Here is a 20,391-nt window from a genome sequence, read left to right on the forward strand (position 1 = left end):
TTAATGTGTTTTTCCTTTTTTGTAAATACCCAATACTTTCAGGTGTTCTGTCAGCGGTGCAATTTTCTCCAGTGCTTTTTCGAAATGTGCGGCATTGTCGAATTCCATATCTGCGTGGAAGTAATAGTTCCATTCTTTGGCAGGGATAGGGAAAGACTGCAGTTTAGACAGGTTAATACCGGCAACGGCGATTTGTGTTAATACCTTGGCAAGGCTACCGCGATCGTGGCTGGTTTGAAAATACACCGAAGCTTTATTGGCATCTTCCGCTGTGGCCACCGGTGTACGTGATACCGCGAGGAAGCGGGTATAATTATTTTTATTGGTATGGATATTAGGCGCGATGATGTCGAGTTCAAAGATTTCTGCGGCCAGTTTACCGGCAATAGCGGCTGTGCTTTTCAGTTTTTTCTGGCGTACATGCCTGGCGCTGAGTGCCGTATCTTCTGTTTCTACCAGCTTGATATGCGGGTATTTTTCCAGGAAATCCATACACTGTAATAAGGCCATAGGATGGGAATGTACTTCCCGGAGATCTTCCATCGTCTGACCGGGTAATACCATCAGGTGCTGGTTGATCTGCAGGTAAGTTTCACCAATGATGTGCAGACCGGAGTTTTTGATGAGACTGTAGTTAGGGAGGATACTGCCAGCGATAGAATTTTCGATAGCCATGATACCTGCATCTACATCGGGCTGTTGTTTTGTTTTCTTCACCAGCTCAGCAAAGGACGCACAGCATTCGATATCTATCTGCTTACCGAAATATCCCTGGGCGGCAACCTGGTGGAAACATCCTTCAAATCCCTGTATGGCAATTTTCATGTGTATGTGATTGATTTTTGATTTATTTATAGTTGCTGTAGCAACTAGCTATTTAAAACAGAAAGGGCCCCATCCGTGGGACCCTTTGCGCTGTACTTTTTATGAGTAAGTATGTTATTGCAAACGAGTCCCCTGCTTCTTCGCATAAAAGAAGTAAGAGAAGTAATAAAAAAAGTTGTTGTTTGAAGGTGATAACATATACTATACTGTCTGTGTGTTAATGCGATTAAAAAAAGGCCTTCCGTTTACCGGAAGGCCTCTTGTAGTATCTTTTATTTTTATACAAACGACCTTCCTACTTCTGGTGCCAGAAATAATAAAAGCCATAAAAACCGAAAGTCGCTTGTAGTTTCATCTGAATTGTTATTCTCTATGAGTGTAGGACAAAAATACGGCACGATTTTAATTATCCAAGGGCTAATATCAAAAAATATACTTTTTTCAATAATAAAGACCATTTATTGAATAACTTTCAAAAAAACATATTTTCGTGGCCAAACGGGCACAAAAAAACCGTCCTGGCTAAGCCGGGACGGTCATTTTATTAAAACCTAAAGGTTTAATTATTTGTGAGCAGCAACTGAATCTACTTTCTTAGCAGCAGAATCAACAACAGCAGTAGCAGCTTTAGCAGCAGAATCAACTACGTTAGTAGCAGCTTTAGCAGCAGAATCGATAGTGTTACCTGCAGCAGTTGCAGTTGAGTCAGTAGCATTTTCAGTTTTAGCACCACCACCGCAAGCTACAGCGAAGATACCGAAAGACAGAGCTAAGAAACCGATTTTAATTACGTTCTTCATGATACAATTATTTAAGTTGTTTTTGAATGATTTAACCTTTATACCAGGGTCACCTAAAAGGTAACCCAACTTTTAAAAATATTTTTTTTCGGTACTTTGGGTTACCAAATGCCTAATAACTGTATTAAGAGTGAAGCAACATCAAGACATAACAAGAGACAGGGAATTATTGCTGGGACTGGCAAAAGGTGAGGATAAATCATTGGAAATCATCTATTCTGAGAATTTTCCGGTGGTATTAAGAATGATCCTGCAACACAATGGCTCCGAAGACGATGCCAAGGATATTTTCCAGGAGGCCATTATAGTCTTATATGAAAAGGTGCAAAACAACGACTTTACGTTAAGCAGCCGGCTTAAAACCTTTCTTTATTCGGTTTGTCGCCATCTCTGGTTAAAAAAAGTACAACGTACCTACGGATTATACAGCCTATCGCCCGAACTGGAAGAAGTGATTCCTGCCACGGAAGAACTGGAAGCACATCAGGCCAAGGATCAGGAGTTCCGGATTATGGAAGGGGCCATGAGCAATATTGGTCAGCCCTGCCAGGCAATCCTGGAAGATTATTACCTGCATAAAAGATCGATGCAGGAAATAGCAGAGAAGTTTGGATATACCAACGCTGAAAATGCGAAAAATCAGAAGTACAAATGCCTCATGCGTTTGAAGAAGTTATTTTTTGATCAGTACAACACATCATTATAAGCAGAAAGCAGCCATGAAAGAGGAAATGAGTTTATTACGTGATATTGAGCGTTACCTGGAAGGGGAAATGAGCGAACAGGAAAAAACTGCTTTCGAAGAATTACGCCGTACTAATCCCCTGATTAACAAACAGGTAGAAGAACACCAGTTATTTCTCCTTCACCTGGGTAATTATGGACAACGGCAGCAATTACAAGCTAAACTGAACCGGATCCATCAGCAACTGGATATGCCTGCCCTGCGCCAACAAGCCCAGGAAAGCAACCAGGCCGCCAAACGATTGTCTATACGCCGCAGAACCATTACCAACCTGGCCGCTGCCGCCTGTATTGCCCTCGTTACTTCCCTATCGACCATTGCCGTGATTCAAAATGTAACCCGGAACAAGTCTACCGCACAATATGAAGATGTAAGACGGGTGTTGAATAATATTCAACGTTCCCAGAATGCACTCATCAATGATATCAACAGCAAGAGTAAAGCACCATTAAACCCAGGCACCTACGGAGGTACCGGTTTTGCTGTATCTGGCAACGGTTATATCGTTACTAACTACCACGTAGTAGCCGGTGCCGATTCTGTATATGTACAAAATACCAAGGGTGAAGCGTTTAAAGCAGTCAGCATATTTGAGGATATTTCCAGTGACCTGGCCGTATTAAAAATTGCAGATTCCACTTTTAAAAGCCAGCCACTCCCCTATGCTTTGAAACCACAAAGCGTAAAAATCGGGGAAGAAGTATTCACCATGGGCTTCCCAAGGGATGAAATTGTATATGGTAAAGGGTATATCAGCGCTAAAACAGGTTTTAACGGAGATACTACTGCCTACCAGGTGTCTATCCCGGTAAATCCGGGCAACAGTGGCGCTCCCCTGCTCGACAGTAGAGGGGACGTAGTGGGTATCGTTACCGGCAAGCAAACTACCTCAGATGGTATTGCCTTTGCGGTAAAATCAGCCCATTTGAAACACCTGCTCGATGAAATGCCTAAAGACAAGCAACCCCGTAAGGACTGGAATCATAAAAGCCACCTGGAAGGTATGAACAGGGTTGACCAGATCAAAAAACTGGAAGACTTCGTATACATGGTAAAGGTGTATAACTGAGCGAATTAATTAGTATTCGGCATAAAGCTATTGAGGCGAATGAACTTAGCGGATAACTCCCGCATTGTTCATTCGCCTCAGTGGCTTTTATACGTATTGTAAATCTTATCAGTGCCCCTGTTTTACCCAGGCTTTGTACTTATCTGTAATCCAGTACAGCAGGTCGTTGTTGGCGAGCGCCCTCATGGTGCCATAATCCGGGTAATTATCTCTCATAAATAAATGTAAAGAATCGCCTGTTAACCCGGTTACCTTGTTGACCAATAACGGTGTGAAACGGGAATCGATGAATTTTTGTTTCTCCATCTCTTCGTAATTCTTTTTAAACTGCCGCTTTTGCTTTTCCTTCTTGGAAAAACGGGTAATGGGACTTACCACAATGCCTGCTCCCACCGGGGTACTGCCACCAGCCAGCGGCTGATCTGGTAAATCCAGTATATAACCATATTGCTGGCGTCTTTCCATAGAATCGCGCTGGTAAGGGGTGTATTGAGAGGTAACCTCTACGCCTTTCAGGAACTTTCCGGCAGGTTCCATGATGATATTGGTGGTTTGCGTACCGGAAGACTGTCCCACAATCAGGGTATCGGGCTTATAGCCCACAAAAGTAAATACCAGGCGGTCATTGCGGGAAGCGGATATCTTATAGAAACCACCCTGATCAGACAAGGAACGTTTTCCTGAACTGATATTGCTGATCGTGGCATAAGGCAACACCAGTTTATTACTGTCTGAAATCATCCCGGTAACAGTTACCTGTGCCTGTACCAGTGGAGCAAATGCCATGCTGAGTATACCGCCTAGCGCTATGGCGCGTAATAGAACCTTCATATAAATATAATAATTTGACTGCTGAACCCTCTCCTCTCTTTCAAACATATCTCTATAGACATTGTTCATATCCTTTATGAAAGTACAAATTAAACGAAATGCGGCCGTGTTAAAAAAGAAAAATCCTTCTGTCTGTTAACAGAAGGATTCGATTATTTGCGTGATACTTGTTACAGCGACACCTGTATACGCGTATCAAAGACTTTACTTTCGCCGGAAGCCAGCTGAACCAGTCCCAGGCCATTATTAAAGGCATCGGGTGCACCGCTGAGGTTTTCCACCGCAATACTGGTGCGGTGAGGTGGAATATAGATCTGTAAAATCGGGTAACTATTGCCCGGGTAAAAAGCAATACGGATGTTTTTCTTTGGATCGTGGATCGTAGCCAGCGGCTGAGATTGGCCATTATCGAGCACAAAGGAATTATCCAGTTCTACTCCTTTCAGCAACTTACCCTGTGCGAATTCGGTATAGGGCAACAGCTTCCCGGTAGGCAGCAGTTTATCATTGAATTCCACGATTTCTTTGGATGCGAAAGTCAGTTCCAGTTCATCTACATGCGTACCCGTGCTAAAATAGGGATGCCATCCATCGACAACGGGAATGGTGTGCCCGTTTTTATTCACAATGGTAGTTGTTAGCTGCAACTCGTTGTTGGCTCGCAGCGTATATTTCGCGATGCAATCATATGCAAATGGATATCCTGCGTCGTCTGTTTGTTTAAAATGATGGGTGAGGGTAACCGCGGCATGCTGATCGTCGGTAACCTGCGCGGTAACGGTAAAAGGCGCATCATACAACAAGCCATGTATCGCATTCCCGGGGGCCAGTGTTTTCTGGATGCTGTAAGATTGGCCTTCCCAGGTGTATTGGGCATCTTTCATGCGGCAGGCGTAAGGGCTTAATTTCACGCTTTTGAAGCTGGTGCGGAGATTTGCCTCCAGGTCAGCTACGTCTTTATAACTATCTATCAGGTTGAGTGTGCCCTGGGAGTGCTTCACTTTAAACGCGTGCAACAGTGCGCCACAGGAAGGAATTATTTCTACCTGCGTTCCTGCAACATGATCCTGGAGCGCTATGATATCAAATCCTGCCTCTTGAAAGGAATGGATGCCAAATTTCATTGTTCAATATTTTGAGTTCCGGACAAAATAGTAAAATTTTATGGAGATATTTCGCGAAGAAGCAAAGGCATTCTACCAAAGTGAATGTCCCTTGCCTCTTTGTTATTTTGCGTCTTTGCGCTACAATTGATTAGATACTTGCATTGATCAGGTTTTCCAACCATTCCTGTTTACCGCTGATTTGTTTAGGCTCTCCGTTTGCTACAGCGAAATTGCGGAGGTCTTCCAGGGTCAGTTTACCGGCTTCGAATTCCTGGCCTTTACCGCTGTTGAAAGACGCATAGCGGTCGTGGCGGAATTGCTTATAAGGCGTGGCGTTCAGTACTTTTTCCGCTACAATGGCTGCGCGGGCAAATGTATCGATACCACCTATATGTGCGTGGAAGATATCTTCCAGGTCGGTGGAGTTACGACGGGTTTTGGCATCGAAGTTTACGCCACCACCGGCAAATCCGCCTGCTTCCAGGATCACCAGCATACTTTCAATGAGGTCGTTGAGGTTGGTGGGGAACTGGTCGGTATCCCAACCGTTCTGTGCATCGCCGCGGTTGGCATCAATGCTGCCCAGCATACCTGCGTTGGCAGCTACCTGTAATTCGTGCTGGAAGGTATGACCTGCCAAGGTAGCGTGGTTGACTTCCAGGTTCAGTTTAAAATCTTTATCAAGTCCGTATTGGCGGAGGAAACCTATCACCGTAGCGGCATCGTAGTCATATTGATGCTTGGTAGGTTCGCAGGGTTTAGGCTCAATGAAGAAAGTACCTTTAAAGCCCTGTGCCCGTGCGTAGTCGCGGGCCATACCCAGGAAGCGGCCCAGGTGTTCCTGTTCCCGTTTCATGTCGGTATTTAGCAGGGTCATATATCCTTCGCGACCGCCCCAGAATACATAGTTTTCACCCCCCAGTGCAATAGTAGCATCCAGGGAGTTTTTTACCTGGGTGCCGGCATAGGCCAGTACGGCGAAATCGGGGTTAGTGGCAGCACCGTTCATGTAACGGGGATTGCTGAAAACATTGGCAGTGCCCCATAACAGCTTTACGCCGCTGGCTTGTTGCTTTTGTTTGGCGTAGGCAACAATCTGCTGCATACGGTTTTCATATTCTGCTATGTTAGCGCCTTCATCCACCAGGTCTATATCATGGAAGCAATAATATGGCAGTCCCATTTTAGTGATGAATTCAAAAGCGGCGTCCATTTTATCTTTGGCGCTCTGGTTGGCATCGGTAGCGGCGAGCCAGGGGAAATGTTTAGTCCCAGGGCCAAAAGGGTCTCCACCAGTGCCACAGAAGGTATGCCAGTAGGATACTGCAAAACGAAACAGTTCCTTCATGGATTTACCGGCAATGAGGCGGTTTTCATCGTACCACTTATAAGCCAGTGGGTTGTTTGACTGTGGTCCTTCAAATTTTATTTTACCAATCCCTTTAAAGTACTCCGTGTTTCCTAATGTAATGCTCATAACTAATGTGGTTTTTAAATGCGTGTACTTATATGTTTCCGTTTATTGCAGCAAAGTACGAAGTCCATTTAGCCAATCGCCGTATACATCGCGGTATTGCGACTGGAGGGCAGCACTTGGTTCTATTACAGAAAGGCATTCCATACCACGGAAGGCATCAGCAGCATTTACATACCCGGCGCCGATAGCGGCTCCACGGGCGGCTCCGGCGGCGCCGTCTGTGTTATATAATTCTATTACCACGTTGGCGGTGTTGGCAAAGGCTTCCCGGAAGAGGGGACTGAGGAACATGTTGGCATGTCCGGCCCTTACGCGGTGGATATTCAGGTCCATTTCCGCCATAATGTCCATACCATAGTTGAGTCCGAATACAATGCCTTCCTGCACGGCCCGCATCACATGTGCGCGCTGGTGGCGGTTGAAGTTCAGGTGGCTAACGGTGGCGCCTATACTCTTATTTTCCAGTATACGCTCTGCCCCGTTGCCGAAAGGAAACACCTGTAAACCGGCGGCGCCAATAGGCGCCTGTGCAGCCAGCTGGTTCATATCAGGATAGGTGATATCTCCAACCAGGTTTTTGAGCCAGCTGTTGGCAATACCGGTACCATTGAGGCACATGAGCACACCATTCCGGGTATGAGCAGGATCGTTATTGACGTGTACAAATGTGTTGACGCGGCTCTTTTTATCAGAACTATTTTTATCGTGTACAGCGTATACCACGCCAGAAGTTCCCGCGGTGGTAGCGGCTTCGCCGGGTTGCAGTACATTCAGCGAGAAAGCGTTATTGGGTTGGTCGCCGGCACGGTAAGTCACCGGGGTACCGGGAGCGAGGCCCAGTGTGGCGGCAGCGCTGGCGGTAAGCTGTCCCTGTACTCCGAAAGTAGGTACAATGGCGGATAACAGCTGCTCATCGATATTGTAATATTTCAGCAATGCGGCATCCACCCTGTTTTCTGTAAAATCCCAGAAAGTACCTTCCGATAAACCGGATATCGTGGTAGCGGCTTCGCCGGTGAGTTTCATGGCAATGAAGTCTCCGGGCAGCATTACTTTATGAATACGCTCATAAAGGTGTGGTTCGTTTTCCTGTATCCAGCGCAGTTTAGAGGCGGTGAAGTTACCAGGGGAATTGAGAAGGTGAGAAAGGCAATAGGTTTCGCCCATGTTTTTAAAGGCGGTATTGCCAATGTCAACGGCGCGGCTATCGCACCAGATGATAGCGGGCCTTAATACCTGTTGGTTTTTATCCACACATACCAGTCCATGCATCTGGTAGGCGATACCAATACCTTTGATCTGTGCCGGATCTACGGCAAAGCGGCTTAGCAACAAACCTGTTGCCCGGATGATTTCCTGCCACCAGCTTTCCGGATCTTGCTCGGCCCAGCTGGGATGCGGCACATCTATGGCCATTTCTTTTTCAGGGCAGGTAGCAGCCGCTACACAAACACCCGTATCGGCATTCAATAAAGCTGCCTTGATAGAGGATGACCCAATATCATATCCTATAAAGTACATAACGTGAAGATTAGCAATAAGACCGGATATTTCATGGCTGCAGCAGGCCGCCATGAAATATCCGGGTGACAAAATAAAATATTCTTACCAGAAAACAGTATACAATGCTATTAATATTCCCACAATCAACAGGGCACCTACAGTGAATCCCATGTTGGGTTTGAACATGCTGCTATCGATCGCCAGTCCTTTTGGATTATTGGCGCTGGATTTATCAGTGAGGGTAATAATGATCATGCCTACTACGCACACTACAAACACCAGTCCCATACGGTCGATGAAGGCCATTTCCCACAAACCGCTGTCTGGGTTCAGGGCTGCAAAACCAATCTGGTGCAGTGGCTCCAGGTTTACCCATGCCGGCAGGAATTTGAGAATGAAGGAAAGCAGTAAGCCGCCGATCATGGCAAACATAGCTGCATTGGAAGTAGTCCGTTTCCAGAAGAAGCCCAGGGCAAACATGGCGAATACACCCGGAGATACGAAGCCGGTATACTCCTGGATAAACTGGAATCCACCCTTCTTATCGATACCCAGGAAGTTAGAGATAACGATCGCGATGATCATGGTAATAATTACCACTGCACGCCCTACGCTTACGACCTTCTTTTCATCTGCATCTTTGTTATATATCTTCTTATAGATATCCAGGGAGAAAATGGTAGAAATACTATTGGCTTTACCTGCCAGAGAAGCCACCACCGCTGCGGTTAATGCTGCAAATGCCAGTCCTTTCAGTCCTACCGGCAGGAGGTTGAGCAATACCGGGTAAGCGTTATCTGCATTCAGGGAGCCATCTTTCATCATAGACTGTGCAAAGTCGCCATGGTTCTGGGAATACAGCACATACGCCGCAATACCAGGCAATACCACGATAACAGGCATCAGGAGTTTGAGGAAGCCGGCAAAGAGCAAACCGCTGCGGGCAGTCTTCAAATCGGCGCCCAGGGCGCGTTGCGTAATATATTGGTTACAACCCCAGTAGTTCAAGTTTACGATCCACATACCGCCAATCAATACGCTCAGGCCAGGCAGATCGAGGTATTTAGGATTCTCTTTATGCAGGATCATGTGGAAATGTTCGCTGGCATGTTGTGTCATCAGGGAGAAGCCTTTCAGCACACCGGTGGTGCCAAAATGCGAAGACACCAGCTGCAGGGCCAGGTAGGTAGTAGCCAAACCGCCCAATATCAGGAAGAACACCTGGATAACATCGGTGTAGCCGATTACCTTCATACCTCCCAGGGTAATGAGAATGGCAAAGAAGGCCAGTGCCACCATACACACGTAGAAGTTGATGCCTGAAATAGTAGATACCGCCAGGGCTCCCAGGTAAAGGATGGAGGTAAGGTTTACCACTACGTACAGCAATAACCAGAACACCGCCATGATGGTACTTACCGTTTGATTATACCTGCGTTCCAGGAACTGGGGCATGGTATAAATCTTATTCTTCAGGTAAATAGGCAGGAAAAATACCGCTACAACAATCAATGTGGCTGCTGCCATCCATTCATAGGTAGAAATAGCCAACCCGATATTAAAACCGTTTCCGGACATCCCGATAAATTGTTCCGCGGAAATGTTGGAAGCGATCAGGGATGCGCCAATAGCCCACCAGGTGAGTGAACCTTCGGCCAGGAAAAAGTCCTTCGAATCCGTGGTAGCCTTCTTTTTCTTGCGATAGATGTAGTAACCATAGCCGGCTACTATTACGAAATATACCAGGAATACCAGGTAGTCAAAGATGTGTAAGGATTTTGTTTGCATAACGTTTCAAACGTGGTTATAAAAAATTTAGCGGATCAATATACATAATAAATGTAAAAAATACGCTTGCTGGCGCTTTTTTTAACAATGAAAAATAAAACCGCGACGGCCGTCGCGGTTTTTCCGGCATTAAAACTATACATTTTAATTTCTTCTCCTAGTTTCTTTCTAAAAAAAGAAACAATTGATACCCCTTACGTACACAAAAAATGCCGTTGGCAGTACTATACTTCCTCCAAAGCCATGACGGCCAGCTTATCACCGATGATAGATCCGATAGCTACGCCCATACCTCCCATGCGCACGCCGATGATCACATTTTTCGTGTGTGCCTTTACGATAGGTTGCCGGGTACTGCCAAAGGCCATGATGCCGGTCCACCGGTCGGCAATAGCCACTTCCCTGCCAGGGAGAATAGTGGTTCGTAACAATACTTCCAGTTCGTGCTGGATACGGTCGTTGAAATGAAAATCGGTAGACGTTTCGCCGGTGAAGTCCAGCTGACGGCCGCCTCCCAGGAGCACACGGCCGTCCAGTTCCCGAAAATAGTAGTAGCCTTCTTCAAAATGGAAAATGCCTTTAAAGGGCAGGTCCTTTACCGGCTCCGTGATCAGCACCTGTCCCCTCCCGGGCGTAATTTCCTCTTCCGGCAGCAGTTTTTTTGTAAAGGCATTGGTACATACCAGCACTTTACGGGCTGAGAAAATAATATCTTCCTTCAGGGTGTGATGGGGTACCACCACGTTGACTCCTGTATGAAAATCATCGATATGGGTAACCGTGCAACCGGTTTTAATTTCTATGCCTGCTGCGATGGCAGTGTCGATCAGGGCGCGCATCATTTTGCCAGTATGCAGCTCCCCTTCAAAATTATTACGTACCAGGGCTTTCACATATTTGCTGTCGAAACCGAAAGGGCCCAGTTGATCGGTGGCCCGTTCAAAGGCCAGTTGGTTATTGAAAAGGCTGCCCAGCATGCGGTTTACCTTGTCCAATTGTTCGAGCGCCCATTCCTGGCGGGGGCCAATTAGTTCAAAACTTCCATTTTCGTGATAATTAATCGCCTTATCGCCCAGGCGTTGGCGCAGAAGGCGCAGCCCTGTATAGCGCAGGTTGACCAGGTTCAGCACTGCTTCTGCCGGCATGGTTTGCAGGTCGGCCAGTATTTCGGTGAGACTGCCGAGGCAGGCGAAGCCCGCATTTTTTGTACTGGCGCCAGTAGGCAACACTTCCCGTTCCAGCACCATGATACGGCTTTGTGGTACTCTTTCCTTCAGGCTAATGGCGGTAGAGAGGCCTACAATTCCACTGCCTACAATGATATAGTCGTATTGCAGGAGGCTTTGCTTTTCCCAATAACTGAGCATAATATTTATTTAAACGGCTCCAACAGAGCCCCCATCTACCCTGAATATCCCACCGGTGATAAATGATGCCTGGTCCGACGCCAGGAAAGCGACCATGGCGCCTGTTTCTTCAGGAAGACCTGGCCTGCCAAGTACCTGGTACGGGCGATTCTCCTTGAGGAAGTCCCTGGCGGCTTCTTCTTCCGAAATACCTTTTTCCTTAGCCCGTGCAGCCAGCATATCATCTACCAATGGGGTTTTGATAAATGCCGGAGATACGGTATTCACCAGGATGTTGTCTTTTCCATAGTTCATGGAAAGCGTTTTGGAATAGTTATTCAAGGCCGCTTTGGTAGCATTATAATGTCCCATGTTAGGATCTGGTTGTTCCCCGTTTTCCGACGAGATATTGATAATGCGGCCACCTCCCTGTTTCTTCATATGAGGAACCACCAACTGGGTGAGTGCTACCAGCCCGAAGAAATTAATGTCAAAGATATTTCGCCATTGCGCCATGCTGATAGTATCCAATGGACCGAAGGCATCTATTCCGCCGGCATTGTTGACGAGGATATCTATATGTCCCAAGCGTTGAATGGTACTGGCAACCAGTTGTTCCAGGTCGGCTTCTTTTGCCATATCTGCTACTACGGCCAGCACGTCATGGCCTTGCAGGCGGAACATGGCGGCAGTATCTTCCAGTTCATCTGCGTTGCGGGCCGTAATGACCACGGTGGCACCTTCCGCCAGCAGAACGGCGGCAATTCCTTTACCAATGCCTTTGCTGCCACCGGTAACGATGGCCACTTTCCCTTTCAGATTAAATTCCATAACAATATGATTTAAAATGGACTTTTACGCTATCCGGATATAAGTTATCGAAAAAAGTAAAAAGGCCCTACTTCTGAGGCCGTCATTTTTTGTTCACAAATTACGCGTAGATTCGGTGTCTAAACATATACACCATGATTGCAACAAAAGCTTATGCCGTACAGGATGCCACTTCCCCGCTGGGGCCATGGAATTTTGAACGGCGGGAACCAGGTCCTCATGACGTACAGATCGAAATTTTATATTGTGGCGTATGCCATTCCGATATACACCAGGTGCGTAACGAATGGGGCAACTCCATCTACCCGATGGTGCCGGGTCATGAAATAGTAGGGCGTGTGACCAAAGTAGGAGATCATGTTACCCGTTTTAAAGTAGGCGATCTGGCGGGGATCGGATGTTTTGTAGATTCCTGCCGTGAATGTGCACCATGCAAAGCCGGAGAAGAGCAATATTGTGTTACCGGCGGCGCCAGTACTTATAATGGCTATGAGATGGACCGGAAAACGCTTACCTATGGTGGTTATTCTACGCACATTGTGACTGATGAGAAATATACTTTGAAGATATCTGATAAATTACCTTTGTCGGGTGTAGCTCCATTGCTCTGCGCTGGCATTACCACCTATTCACCCCTGCGCCACTGGAAAGTAGGCAAAGGGCATAAAGTAGGTGTAGTTGGCTTAGGAGGACTTGGACATATGGCCGTAAAGCTGGCTGCTTCTATGGGAGCGGAAGTCACCATGCTCAGTACCTCTCCATCGAAAGAAGCGGATGCCAAAAAACTGGGTGCCCATCATTTTGCGCTGACCACCAACAAGGAGCAGTTAAAGCAACTACGCAACCAGTTCGATTTTATTATCAATACCATTTCCGCGCCGCACGACTACAGCAACTACCTGAATATGCTGAACCTGGATGGCGTGATGATCTGTTTGGGTGTACCTCCGGAGCCATCGGCCGTGCCGGCATTTAACCTGATTATGGGCAGAAGGAGCATTGCCGGGTCATTGATTGGCGGTATCCGTGAAACCCAGGAGATGCTGGACTACTGCGCGGAGCATAATATTACCAGCGATGTAGAAGTGATTGACATTAAAGATATCAACACGGCTTATGAGCGGATGTTGAAGGGAGATGTAAAATACCGCTTCGTGATTGATATTGCCAGTTTAAAAAAATAAGCCTGTTTATCAGAATATCTAATTAAAAAGGGATCCCGTACAGGAGATCCCTTTTTAGTTAATAGTTACACCAGGTATCCGAATAAGCTATCGTCTTTATTCAGCTCAGTGAACTGGAAATTATATTTCTGGAAATTGGCGATCAGTTTATCGTAGTCCTCCCGGTACTTCAGTTCAACACCTACCAGTGCCGGGCCTATTTCCTTGTTGTGTTTCTGGATATATTCAAAGCGGGTGATATCGTCGTTGGGGCCGAGAATATGATTCACGAATTCTCTTAATGCACCCGGGCGTTGTGCAAAGCGTACAATAAAGTAATGCTTTAATCCTTCGTAAAGCAGGGAGCGTTCTTTTATTTCCTGCATGCGGTCAATGTCGTTGTTGCTGCCACTGATTACGCATACTACTTTCTTTCCTTTTATTTCTTCAGCAAAGCCGTCGAGTGCCGCAATAGATAAGGCGCCTGCGGGTTCTACCACGATGGCATCTTCGTTATACAGGCGCAGGATGGTAGAGCATACCTTTCCTTCAGGCACGAGGTGCATCTTTTCCAATACATCTTTACAGATTTCATAGTTGAGCGTACCTACTCTTTTCACTGCGGCGCCATCTACAAATCGTTCAATTTCGTTGAGGGTAACGGGGCCGCCCTGTTCGAGCGCTTTGAGCATGGAAGGGGCGCCTTCCGGCTCTACGCCAATGATGCGGGTTTTAGGGCTGTATGTTTTGAAGTAGGTGCCTAGTCCGGCTGCCAGTCCCCCGCCGCCTACCGGAACAAAGAGGAAATCGATACCGGATTGGTCTTCCAATATCTCCACGGCCACGGTGCCCTGGCCTTCAATAATTTTTGCATTGTCGAAGGGCGGGATGAAAGTCATGTTATTAGCGGCGGTAAATGCCTGGGCTTCGGCGGAGCAATCGTCGAAGGTATCGCCAGTAAGCCGGATTTCGATGTTATCGCCTCCGAACATGTTTACCTGGTTTACTTTTTGTTTTGGTGTAATTACGGGCATAAACACCACGCCTTTGATGTTCATGGCTTTGCAGGCGTAGGCGAAGCCCTGGGCGTGGTTGCCGGCGCTGGCGCAGGTAACGCCTTTGGCCAATATTTCAGCAGGGAGGCTGCTGATGAGGTTATAAGCACCGCGTAATTTATAGGAGCGTACAATTTGCATATCCTCTCTTTTCAGATACACATCGCATTGGTAGCGCCGGGAAAGGTTGGCGCTGTAGGTAAGCGGGGTGCGGGCCACCACTGATTTCAGCTTCACCGCTGCATCGAGGATATTCAATGAATTGACACTGCTCATTACTTCAGACATATGATCTATTTAAAATACAAATGGCAAACCATTCCGGAATTCTGGGAATCGGCTATTCAGCTATAAAGTTCCGTGGAAAAATCTCCGGGAAACTAAACAGCGGGAATGCTAATAATCAAAATTCCAAAATGGTTTGCCATCCGTCACTATAATTTTAAAAAAATTAAGCGTTGTTAGGACGCAACTTACGTACTGCTGCACCAGCCTGCCACATTTCGCTTTCGCGCAGTTCTTTCAGTTCTTCGTTCAGTTTTTCGCGATAATCAGGCGTGCTGTTGGAAGCGATAGAGCGGGCAGCTTCTTTACCTGCAGCTACGCTGGCGTACAGTTCATCAAATACAGGCTGAGTAGCTGTTTTGAATTTCTTCCACCAGTCAAGTGCACCGCGTTGAGCAGTAGTAGAGCAGTTAGCATACATCCAGTCCATACCATTTTCTGCTACCAGTGGCATCAGGGACTGTGTCAGTTCTTCTACTGTTTCGTTGAACGCTTCAGAAGGAGAGTGACCGTTTTTACGCAGGGTTTCGTATTGCGCTGCAAAGATACCCTGGATACAACCCATCAGGGAACCGCGTTCGCCGGTGAGGTCGGAGTATACTTCTTTTTTGAAATCTGTTTCGAACAGGTAACCGGAACCAACGCCGATACCCAGTGCTACTACGCGTTCTTTAGCGCGACCGGTAGCATCCTGGAAGATAGCGAAGCTGGAGTTCAGCCCCTGACCAGCCAGGAACAGGCGACGTAGGGAAGTACCGGAACCTTTAGGGGCTACCAGGATTACGTCTACATCAGCCGGAGGAACGATACCGGTTTGATCTTTATAGGTGATACCAAACCCGTGGGAGAAGTAGAGTGCTTTACCAGGAGTCAGGTGTTGTTTCAGTGTAGGCCACAGGGTGATCTGACCAGCATCAGACAGCAGGAACTGGATGATAGTACCTTTTTGAGCTGCTTCTTCGATGTCGAATAAAGTTTCACCAGGAACCCAGCCATCAGCTACCGCTTTATCCCAGGTTTTTGAATTCTTACGTTGGCCTACAATAACATTGAAGCCATTGTCTTTCAGGTTCAGTGCCTGGCCAGGACCTTGTACGCCGTAACCAATTACTGCAATCACTTCGTTCTTCAGCACTTCCCTTGCTTTTTCCATAGGGAATTCTTCTCTGGTTACTACTTGCTCGAGTACCCCTCCAAAATTGATGGTTGCCATGTGTTGTTTTTTTAGCTTTTAGCTATTAGCGGTTAGCTATTAGCTGACGTGTGATTTGAATGAATAATAATGTATCGTTTAACAGCTTTCAGCGATCTGCTAAAGGCCGTGTTCTGCATCCTCTGCCTGCAATTCTTTCAGGTGTTCATGGAAACGGCGGCTCCATTTTACGATGGCTACGCGGCCGCTTTTTGAATACTCGATCAAACCGTATGGTTCCAGTTTTTTAATGAAGTCGATCAACTCCTGCTGGTGGCCTGTTTTCTCGATCACGAAATATTCGGCAGTAATGGTGAGGATACGCGCGTTGTTTTCGCGGATCAACCTTTCGATATCGCCGGTGTGTAACGACCGGGTAGATATTTTGTATAATGCCAGCTCCTGGTATACGACTTCTTCTTCTTCGTGTACAAAGGCGCGATGTATTTCAATGAGTCTTTCTATCTGGCCTACCACTTTATCCAGCTTTTCACGTGTAGACAACACCGTTATAATGAATTTATATACACCGGGTATCTCTGTTTCAGCTGTGGTTAAACTGGTAATATTAATGCCCCTGCGGGTAAATATAATCGTGATACGGTTGGTGATACCTATACGGTCTTCCGTATATACCGTTACTGTATATTCTTTTTGCATATACCTGTTGTGAATTACAAATGATCAAAATGAATCCTTCTGTACCTGCTACTCCAGCCTGATGGAAGTGATAGGAGCGCCTGCCGGTACCATGGGGAATACGTTATCTTCTTTTTCCACCACTACTTCGAGCAGGTAAGCGCCCTTGTGTGCCAGCATTTCATCAATGGCGGCAGATATATCTTCCCTTGCTGTTACTTTCTTGCCGGGGATAAAGAACCCTTTGGCAATCTGTACAAAATCGGGATTGACCATTTCAGTTGAAGAATAGCGTTTGTCGAAAAACAACTGTTGCCATTGTCTTACCATTCCGAGGAAGTTGTTGTTGAGGATCACTATTTTCACGCCGATCTGTGATTGATAAATAGTGCCCAGTTCCTGGAGGGTCATCTGGAAGCAGCCATCGCCAATGATAGCCACCACTTCTTTCTCCGGGGTACCCATTTTGGCGCCCATGGCTGCTGGCAATGAGAAGCCCATTGTACCCATACCACCGGAGGTAACATTAGTATTAGGATTTTTGAACCGGTAGTAGCGGGAAGCTACCATCTGGTGTTGTCCTACGTCTGTTACCAGTACGGCTTCTCCCTTGGTTTTTTCTGAGATGAGGCGGATTGTCTCCGCCATTTTCAGTTCACCAGCTTCGGGATATAATTCTCTATGCTGTACTTTTTCGTATTCTTTCTTATCAGCTGCCCTGAATTCTTCCAGCCATTCGCTGTGCTGTGCAGGTTTCACCAATTCCAATAGCGCTTCCAGCGCGGGTTTGGCATCGGCATGCACTGCTACATCCGCTTTCACGATCTTGTTGATTTCAGCGGCATCAATTTCGATGTGAATTACTTTGGCGTTGGGCACATAGGTACCTACGTCGCCCGTTACGCGGTCATCGAAGCGCATACCAACTGCAATAACTACGTCGGCCTCGCCGGTGAGCATATTAGGACCGTAGTTACCGTGCATACCCAGCATACCTACGTACATCGGGTGATCTACCGGCATAGCGGATAATCCCAGCAAGGTAGAGCCTACGGGGATCTGTGCTTTTTCGGCCAGTGCGATCAGTGCTTTTTCCGCACCGGATATCAGTACACCATGTCCGCAGAGGATAAATGGTTTTTTAGCGTTGTTGATCAGTTCAGCAGCGGCGGATACAGCTTCCTTGTTTAATTCGGGAAGAGGGCGATAACTGCGGATATATTCACATTTCTTATACTCATATTCGAATTCCCCGAACTGTGCATTTTTGGTGATATCCACCAGTACGGGGCCTGGACGGCCGCTACGGGCAATATAAAATGCTTTGGCCATGGCAGCAGGGATGTCCTCCGCACGGGTTACCTGTATATTCCATTTAGTGATAGGCATGGTGATACCGATCACATCTGTTTCCTGGAATGCGTCTGTACCCAGTAAAGCGGCGGCTACCTGGCCGGTTACGCATACCATGGGGGTAGAGTCCATATAAGCATCTGCCAAACCTGTTACCAGGTTGGTAGCGCCAGGACCGGAAGTAGCAAAAGCCACACCTACCTTGCCGGAGCTGCGGGCGTATCCCTGGGCAGCATGTGTAGCACCTTGTTCATGACGGACGAGAATATGGTGTACCTGATCCTGGAAATCATAGAGGGCATCATAAATAGGCATGATCGCCCCGCCGGGATAACCGAAGATAGTGTCGACTCCTTCTGCTATCAGGGAGCGAATCACTGCTTCAGAGCCAGTAATAACGGGCTTTACAGTCAACTGCTTATCAGCTATCTCAGGCTTCATCGGTAACACATCCTTCTGTTGCATTTTTTACAAGTTTTGCGTACTTAAATAAGATTCCATTGGATACTTTCAATGCGGGTTGTACCCATTTTGCCCTGCGGGCAGCCAGTTCTTCATCACTCAGTTCCACATTGATAAAGTTCTTTACTGCGTCGATTTCGATGATATCATCATCTTGTACCAGGGCTATATTACCACCTTCAAAAGCTTCGGGGGTAATGTGGCCTACCACGAATCCGTGGGTACCACCGGAGAAGCGGCCATCTGTGATGAGGGCCACACTTTTACCTAAGCCCACGCCCATGATAGCGCTGGTTGGTTTAAGCATTTCCGGCATACCGGGTGCGCCTTTAGGGCCTACGTGGCGGATGACGACGACATCTCCCTGTTTCACTTTACCGGAGGTAATACCGGCAATCAATTCAAATTCGCCATCGAATACGCGGGCGGGTCCTTTGAATCGTTCGCCTTCCTTACCAGTTATTTTAGCTACAGATCCCTGGGTGGCCAGGTTACCGTAGAGGATTTGAATATGTGCGGTTGATTTCAATGGTTTTTCCAGCGGTACAATGATATCCTGTGCGCTAAAATCCAGGTCTGGTATATTTTCCAGGTTTTCGGCAATTGTTTTACCGGTAACGGTGAGACAGTGACCGTGGAGGAATCCTTTTTGCAGGAGGTATTTCATTACCAGGGGAATACCGCCGATGTTGTGGAGGTCTTCCATGAGGTATTTACCACTTGGTTTGAGATCGGCGATCAGCGGTGTTTTATCGCTGATACGCTGGAAATCATCAATGGTAATATCAACGCCTACGGATTTTGCGATAGCGATGAAATGCAGTACGGCATTGGTGCTGCCGCCAGTGGCCATGATGATGGTGAGCGCATTTTCAAATGCGTCTTTCGTCATGATGTCCCTGGGTTTAATATCTTTTTCCAGGAGCAGGCGGATGTATTTACCTGCGGCGAGGCACTCATCCCTTTTTTCCTTGCTCAGGGCGGGGTTGGATGAGCTATAGGGCAGGCTCATACCGAGTGCTTCAATAGCCGAAGACATGGTATTAGCGGTGTACATACCTCCACAGGCGCCGGCGCCGGGGCAGGAGTTTTGTACGATGCCTTTAAAATCGCCTTCATCGAGTTTACCGGCCATTTTCTGACCCAGTGCTTCGAAAGCGGAGATGATGTTAAGATCCTGGCCTTTATATTTTCCAGGGGCGATAGTACCGCCGTAAACCATGATAGACGGGCGATTGAGGCGCCCCATGGCCATCAGGGAACCGGGCATGTTTTTATCGCAGCCAGGAACAGTAATGAGGGCATCATAATACTGCGCTCCGGCTACAGTTTCAATGGAGTCAGCAATCAGATCGCGGCTCACGAGGGAATAGCGCATACCGGGAGTACCATTGCTCATACCATCGCTGACGCCAATGGTATTAAAAATGAGTCCCACCAGGTCATTGGCCCAGACGCCTTTTTTCACGTCCCGTGCCAGGTCGTTGAGGTGCATGTTGCAGGTATTACCATCGTAGCCCATGCTAACAATGCCCACCTGTGCTTTTTTCAAGTCTTCCTCTGTCAAACCAATTCCGTACAACTGTGCCTGTGCGGCTGGTTGCGTAGGATCCTGCGTAATCGTCTTGCTGTATTTATTTAATTCCATTGCTTTAGTTATTACCGGAGTTATAGTAACCCTATTTTAAAACTCCACCACAAATTACCCGGTAGTTGCCTCATATTCAAACCAACAATTTCCAAATTACCGGTATTCAAATCTGCCTTTCTGTTGCCCAAACCCTTTACAGTAAAGGGTTGTGTATTTTTCGATTTACGACCTTCAAGGCAGAAAGCATAGAGCGGAAAGCGGAAAGCATAAAGCTACCTATGTTTGCTGAAGCCCATTTACAGATATCTGGTAAAAGCCCCATACATAATG

The 20,391-nt window shown here is 46.9% G+C and carries 17 protein-coding genes; 3 read left to right on the forward strand and 14 right to left on the reverse strand.

Translation table 11 applies throughout. The annotated features are described in order from the left end of the window. The gene (locus FHW36_RS21965) at positions 1–825 is read right to left on the reverse strand and encodes a prephenate dehydratase (protein WP_145672033.1); all 825 of its coding nucleotides are present in this window, start codon (positions 823–825) and stop codon (positions 1–3) included. A 563-nt stretch (positions 826–1,388) separates the two neighbouring features. Next, positions 1,389–1,625 carry a hypothetical protein gene (locus tag FHW36_RS21970; protein ID WP_145672035.1) on the reverse strand — a complete coding sequence of 79 codons (237 nt, stop codon included), beginning with the start codon at positions 1,623–1,625 and terminating at the stop codon, positions 1,389–1,391. Between the two features lie 130 nt (positions 1,626–1,755). Between FHW36_RS21970 and FHW36_RS21975 the strand changes: the two genes are divergently transcribed. Both FHW36_RS21975 and FHW36_RS21980 read left to right on the forward strand, forming a co-directional pair. Beyond that, the gene (locus FHW36_RS21975; RefSeq protein ID WP_145672037.1) at positions 1,756–2,331 is read left to right on the forward strand and encodes an RNA polymerase sigma factor; all 576 of its coding nucleotides are present in this window, start codon (positions 1,756–1,758) and stop codon (positions 2,329–2,331) included. After that, positions 2,306–3,439: a S1C family serine protease gene (locus FHW36_RS21980; RefSeq protein WP_145672039.1), complete on the forward strand. Its 1,134-nt coding sequence runs from the start codon at positions 2,306–2,308 to the stop codon at positions 3,437–3,439. Before FHW36_RS21975 ends, FHW36_RS21980 begins: the two co-directional genes overlap by 26 nt. 108 nt (positions 3,440–3,547) lie before the next feature. On the opposite strand, the gene FHW36_RS21985 is transcribed toward FHW36_RS21980, so the two are convergent. The 7 genes from FHW36_RS21985 to FHW36_RS22015 form a co-directional block, all read right to left on the reverse strand. Further along, complete coding sequence (locus FHW36_RS21985) at positions 3,548–4,270, reverse strand: carboxypeptidase-like regulatory domain-containing protein (protein ID WP_145672041.1); 723 nt, start codon at positions 4,268–4,270, stop codon at positions 3,548–3,550. Positions 4,271–4,440: 170 nt separating this feature from the next. Next, positions 4,441–5,394, reverse strand: a complete 954-nt coding sequence (locus FHW36_RS21990; protein ID WP_145672044.1) for an aldose 1-epimerase — start codon at positions 5,392–5,394, stop codon at positions 4,441–4,443. Between the two features lie 130 nt (positions 5,395–5,524). Continuing rightward, complete coding sequence (gene xylA / locus FHW36_RS21995) at positions 5,525–6,853, reverse strand: xylose isomerase (RefSeq protein WP_145672046.1); 1,329 nt, start codon at positions 6,851–6,853, stop codon at positions 5,525–5,527. A 42-nt stretch (positions 6,854–6,895) separates the two neighbouring features. Continuing rightward, on the reverse strand, positions 6,896–8,374 hold the full coding sequence (locus FHW36_RS22000) for a xylulokinase (RefSeq protein ID WP_145672048.1): 1,479 nt from the start codon (positions 8,372–8,374) through the stop codon (positions 6,896–6,898). Positions 8,375–8,458: 84 nt separating this feature from the next. After that, positions 8,459–10,144, reverse strand: coding sequence for a sodium/sugar symporter (locus FHW36_RS22005; protein WP_145672050.1), 1,686 nt, complete (start codon positions 10,142–10,144; stop codon positions 8,459–8,461). Positions 10,145–10,368: 224 nt separating this feature from the next. Further along, positions 10,369–11,511: an NAD(P)/FAD-dependent oxidoreductase gene (locus FHW36_RS22010; RefSeq protein ID WP_145672052.1), complete on the reverse strand. Its 1,143-nt coding sequence runs from the start codon at positions 11,509–11,511 to the stop codon at positions 10,369–10,371. Between the two features lie 9 nt (positions 11,512–11,520). Further along, entirely contained in the window at positions 11,521–12,321 is an 801-nt protein-coding gene (locus tag FHW36_RS22015; protein WP_145672054.1) for an SDR family NAD(P)-dependent oxidoreductase, read from the reverse strand. 134 nt (positions 12,322–12,455) lie between these two features. Between FHW36_RS22015 and FHW36_RS22020 the strand changes: the two genes are divergently transcribed. Then, positions 12,456–13,505 carry an NAD(P)-dependent alcohol dehydrogenase gene (locus tag FHW36_RS22020; RefSeq protein ID WP_145672056.1) on the forward strand — a complete coding sequence of 350 codons (1,050 nt, stop codon included), beginning with the start codon at positions 12,456–12,458 and terminating at the stop codon, positions 13,503–13,505. A gap of 65 nt (positions 13,506–13,570) precedes the next feature. On the opposite strand, the gene ilvA is transcribed toward FHW36_RS22020, so the two are convergent. The 5 genes from ilvA to ilvD form a co-directional block, all read right to left on the reverse strand. Further along, positions 13,571–14,827, reverse strand: a complete 1,257-nt coding sequence (ilvA, locus tag FHW36_RS22025; RefSeq protein ID WP_145672058.1) for a threonine ammonia-lyase IlvA — start codon at positions 14,825–14,827, stop codon at positions 13,571–13,573. Positions 14,828–14,990: 163 nt separating this feature from the next. Then, entirely contained in the window at positions 14,991–16,037 is a 1,047-nt protein-coding gene (gene ilvC, locus FHW36_RS22030; RefSeq protein WP_145672060.1) for a ketol-acid reductoisomerase, read from the reverse strand. 99 nt (positions 16,038–16,136) lie between these two features. After that, the gene (gene ilvN / locus FHW36_RS22035) at positions 16,137–16,676 is read right to left on the reverse strand and encodes an acetolactate synthase small subunit (protein WP_145672062.1); all 540 of its coding nucleotides are present in this window, start codon (positions 16,674–16,676) and stop codon (positions 16,137–16,139) included. Between the two features lie 48 nt (positions 16,677–16,724). Further along, on the reverse strand, positions 16,725–18,473 hold the full coding sequence (gene ilvB / locus FHW36_RS22040) for a biosynthetic-type acetolactate synthase large subunit (protein WP_317131895.1): 1,749 nt from the start codon (positions 18,471–18,473) through the stop codon (positions 16,725–16,727). Then, on the reverse strand, positions 18,439–20,118 hold the full coding sequence (gene ilvD, locus FHW36_RS22045) for a dihydroxy-acid dehydratase (RefSeq protein WP_145672064.1): 1,680 nt from the start codon (positions 20,116–20,118) through the stop codon (positions 18,439–18,441). Before ilvD ends, ilvB begins: the two co-directional genes overlap by 35 nt. Positions 20,119–20,391: the final 273 nt, after the last annotated feature.

Source organism: Chitinophaga polysaccharea (assembly GCF_007829335.1).
Classification (GTDB): Bacteria; Bacteroidota; Bacteroidia; order Chitinophagales; family Chitinophagaceae; genus Chitinophaga; species Chitinophaga polysaccharea_B.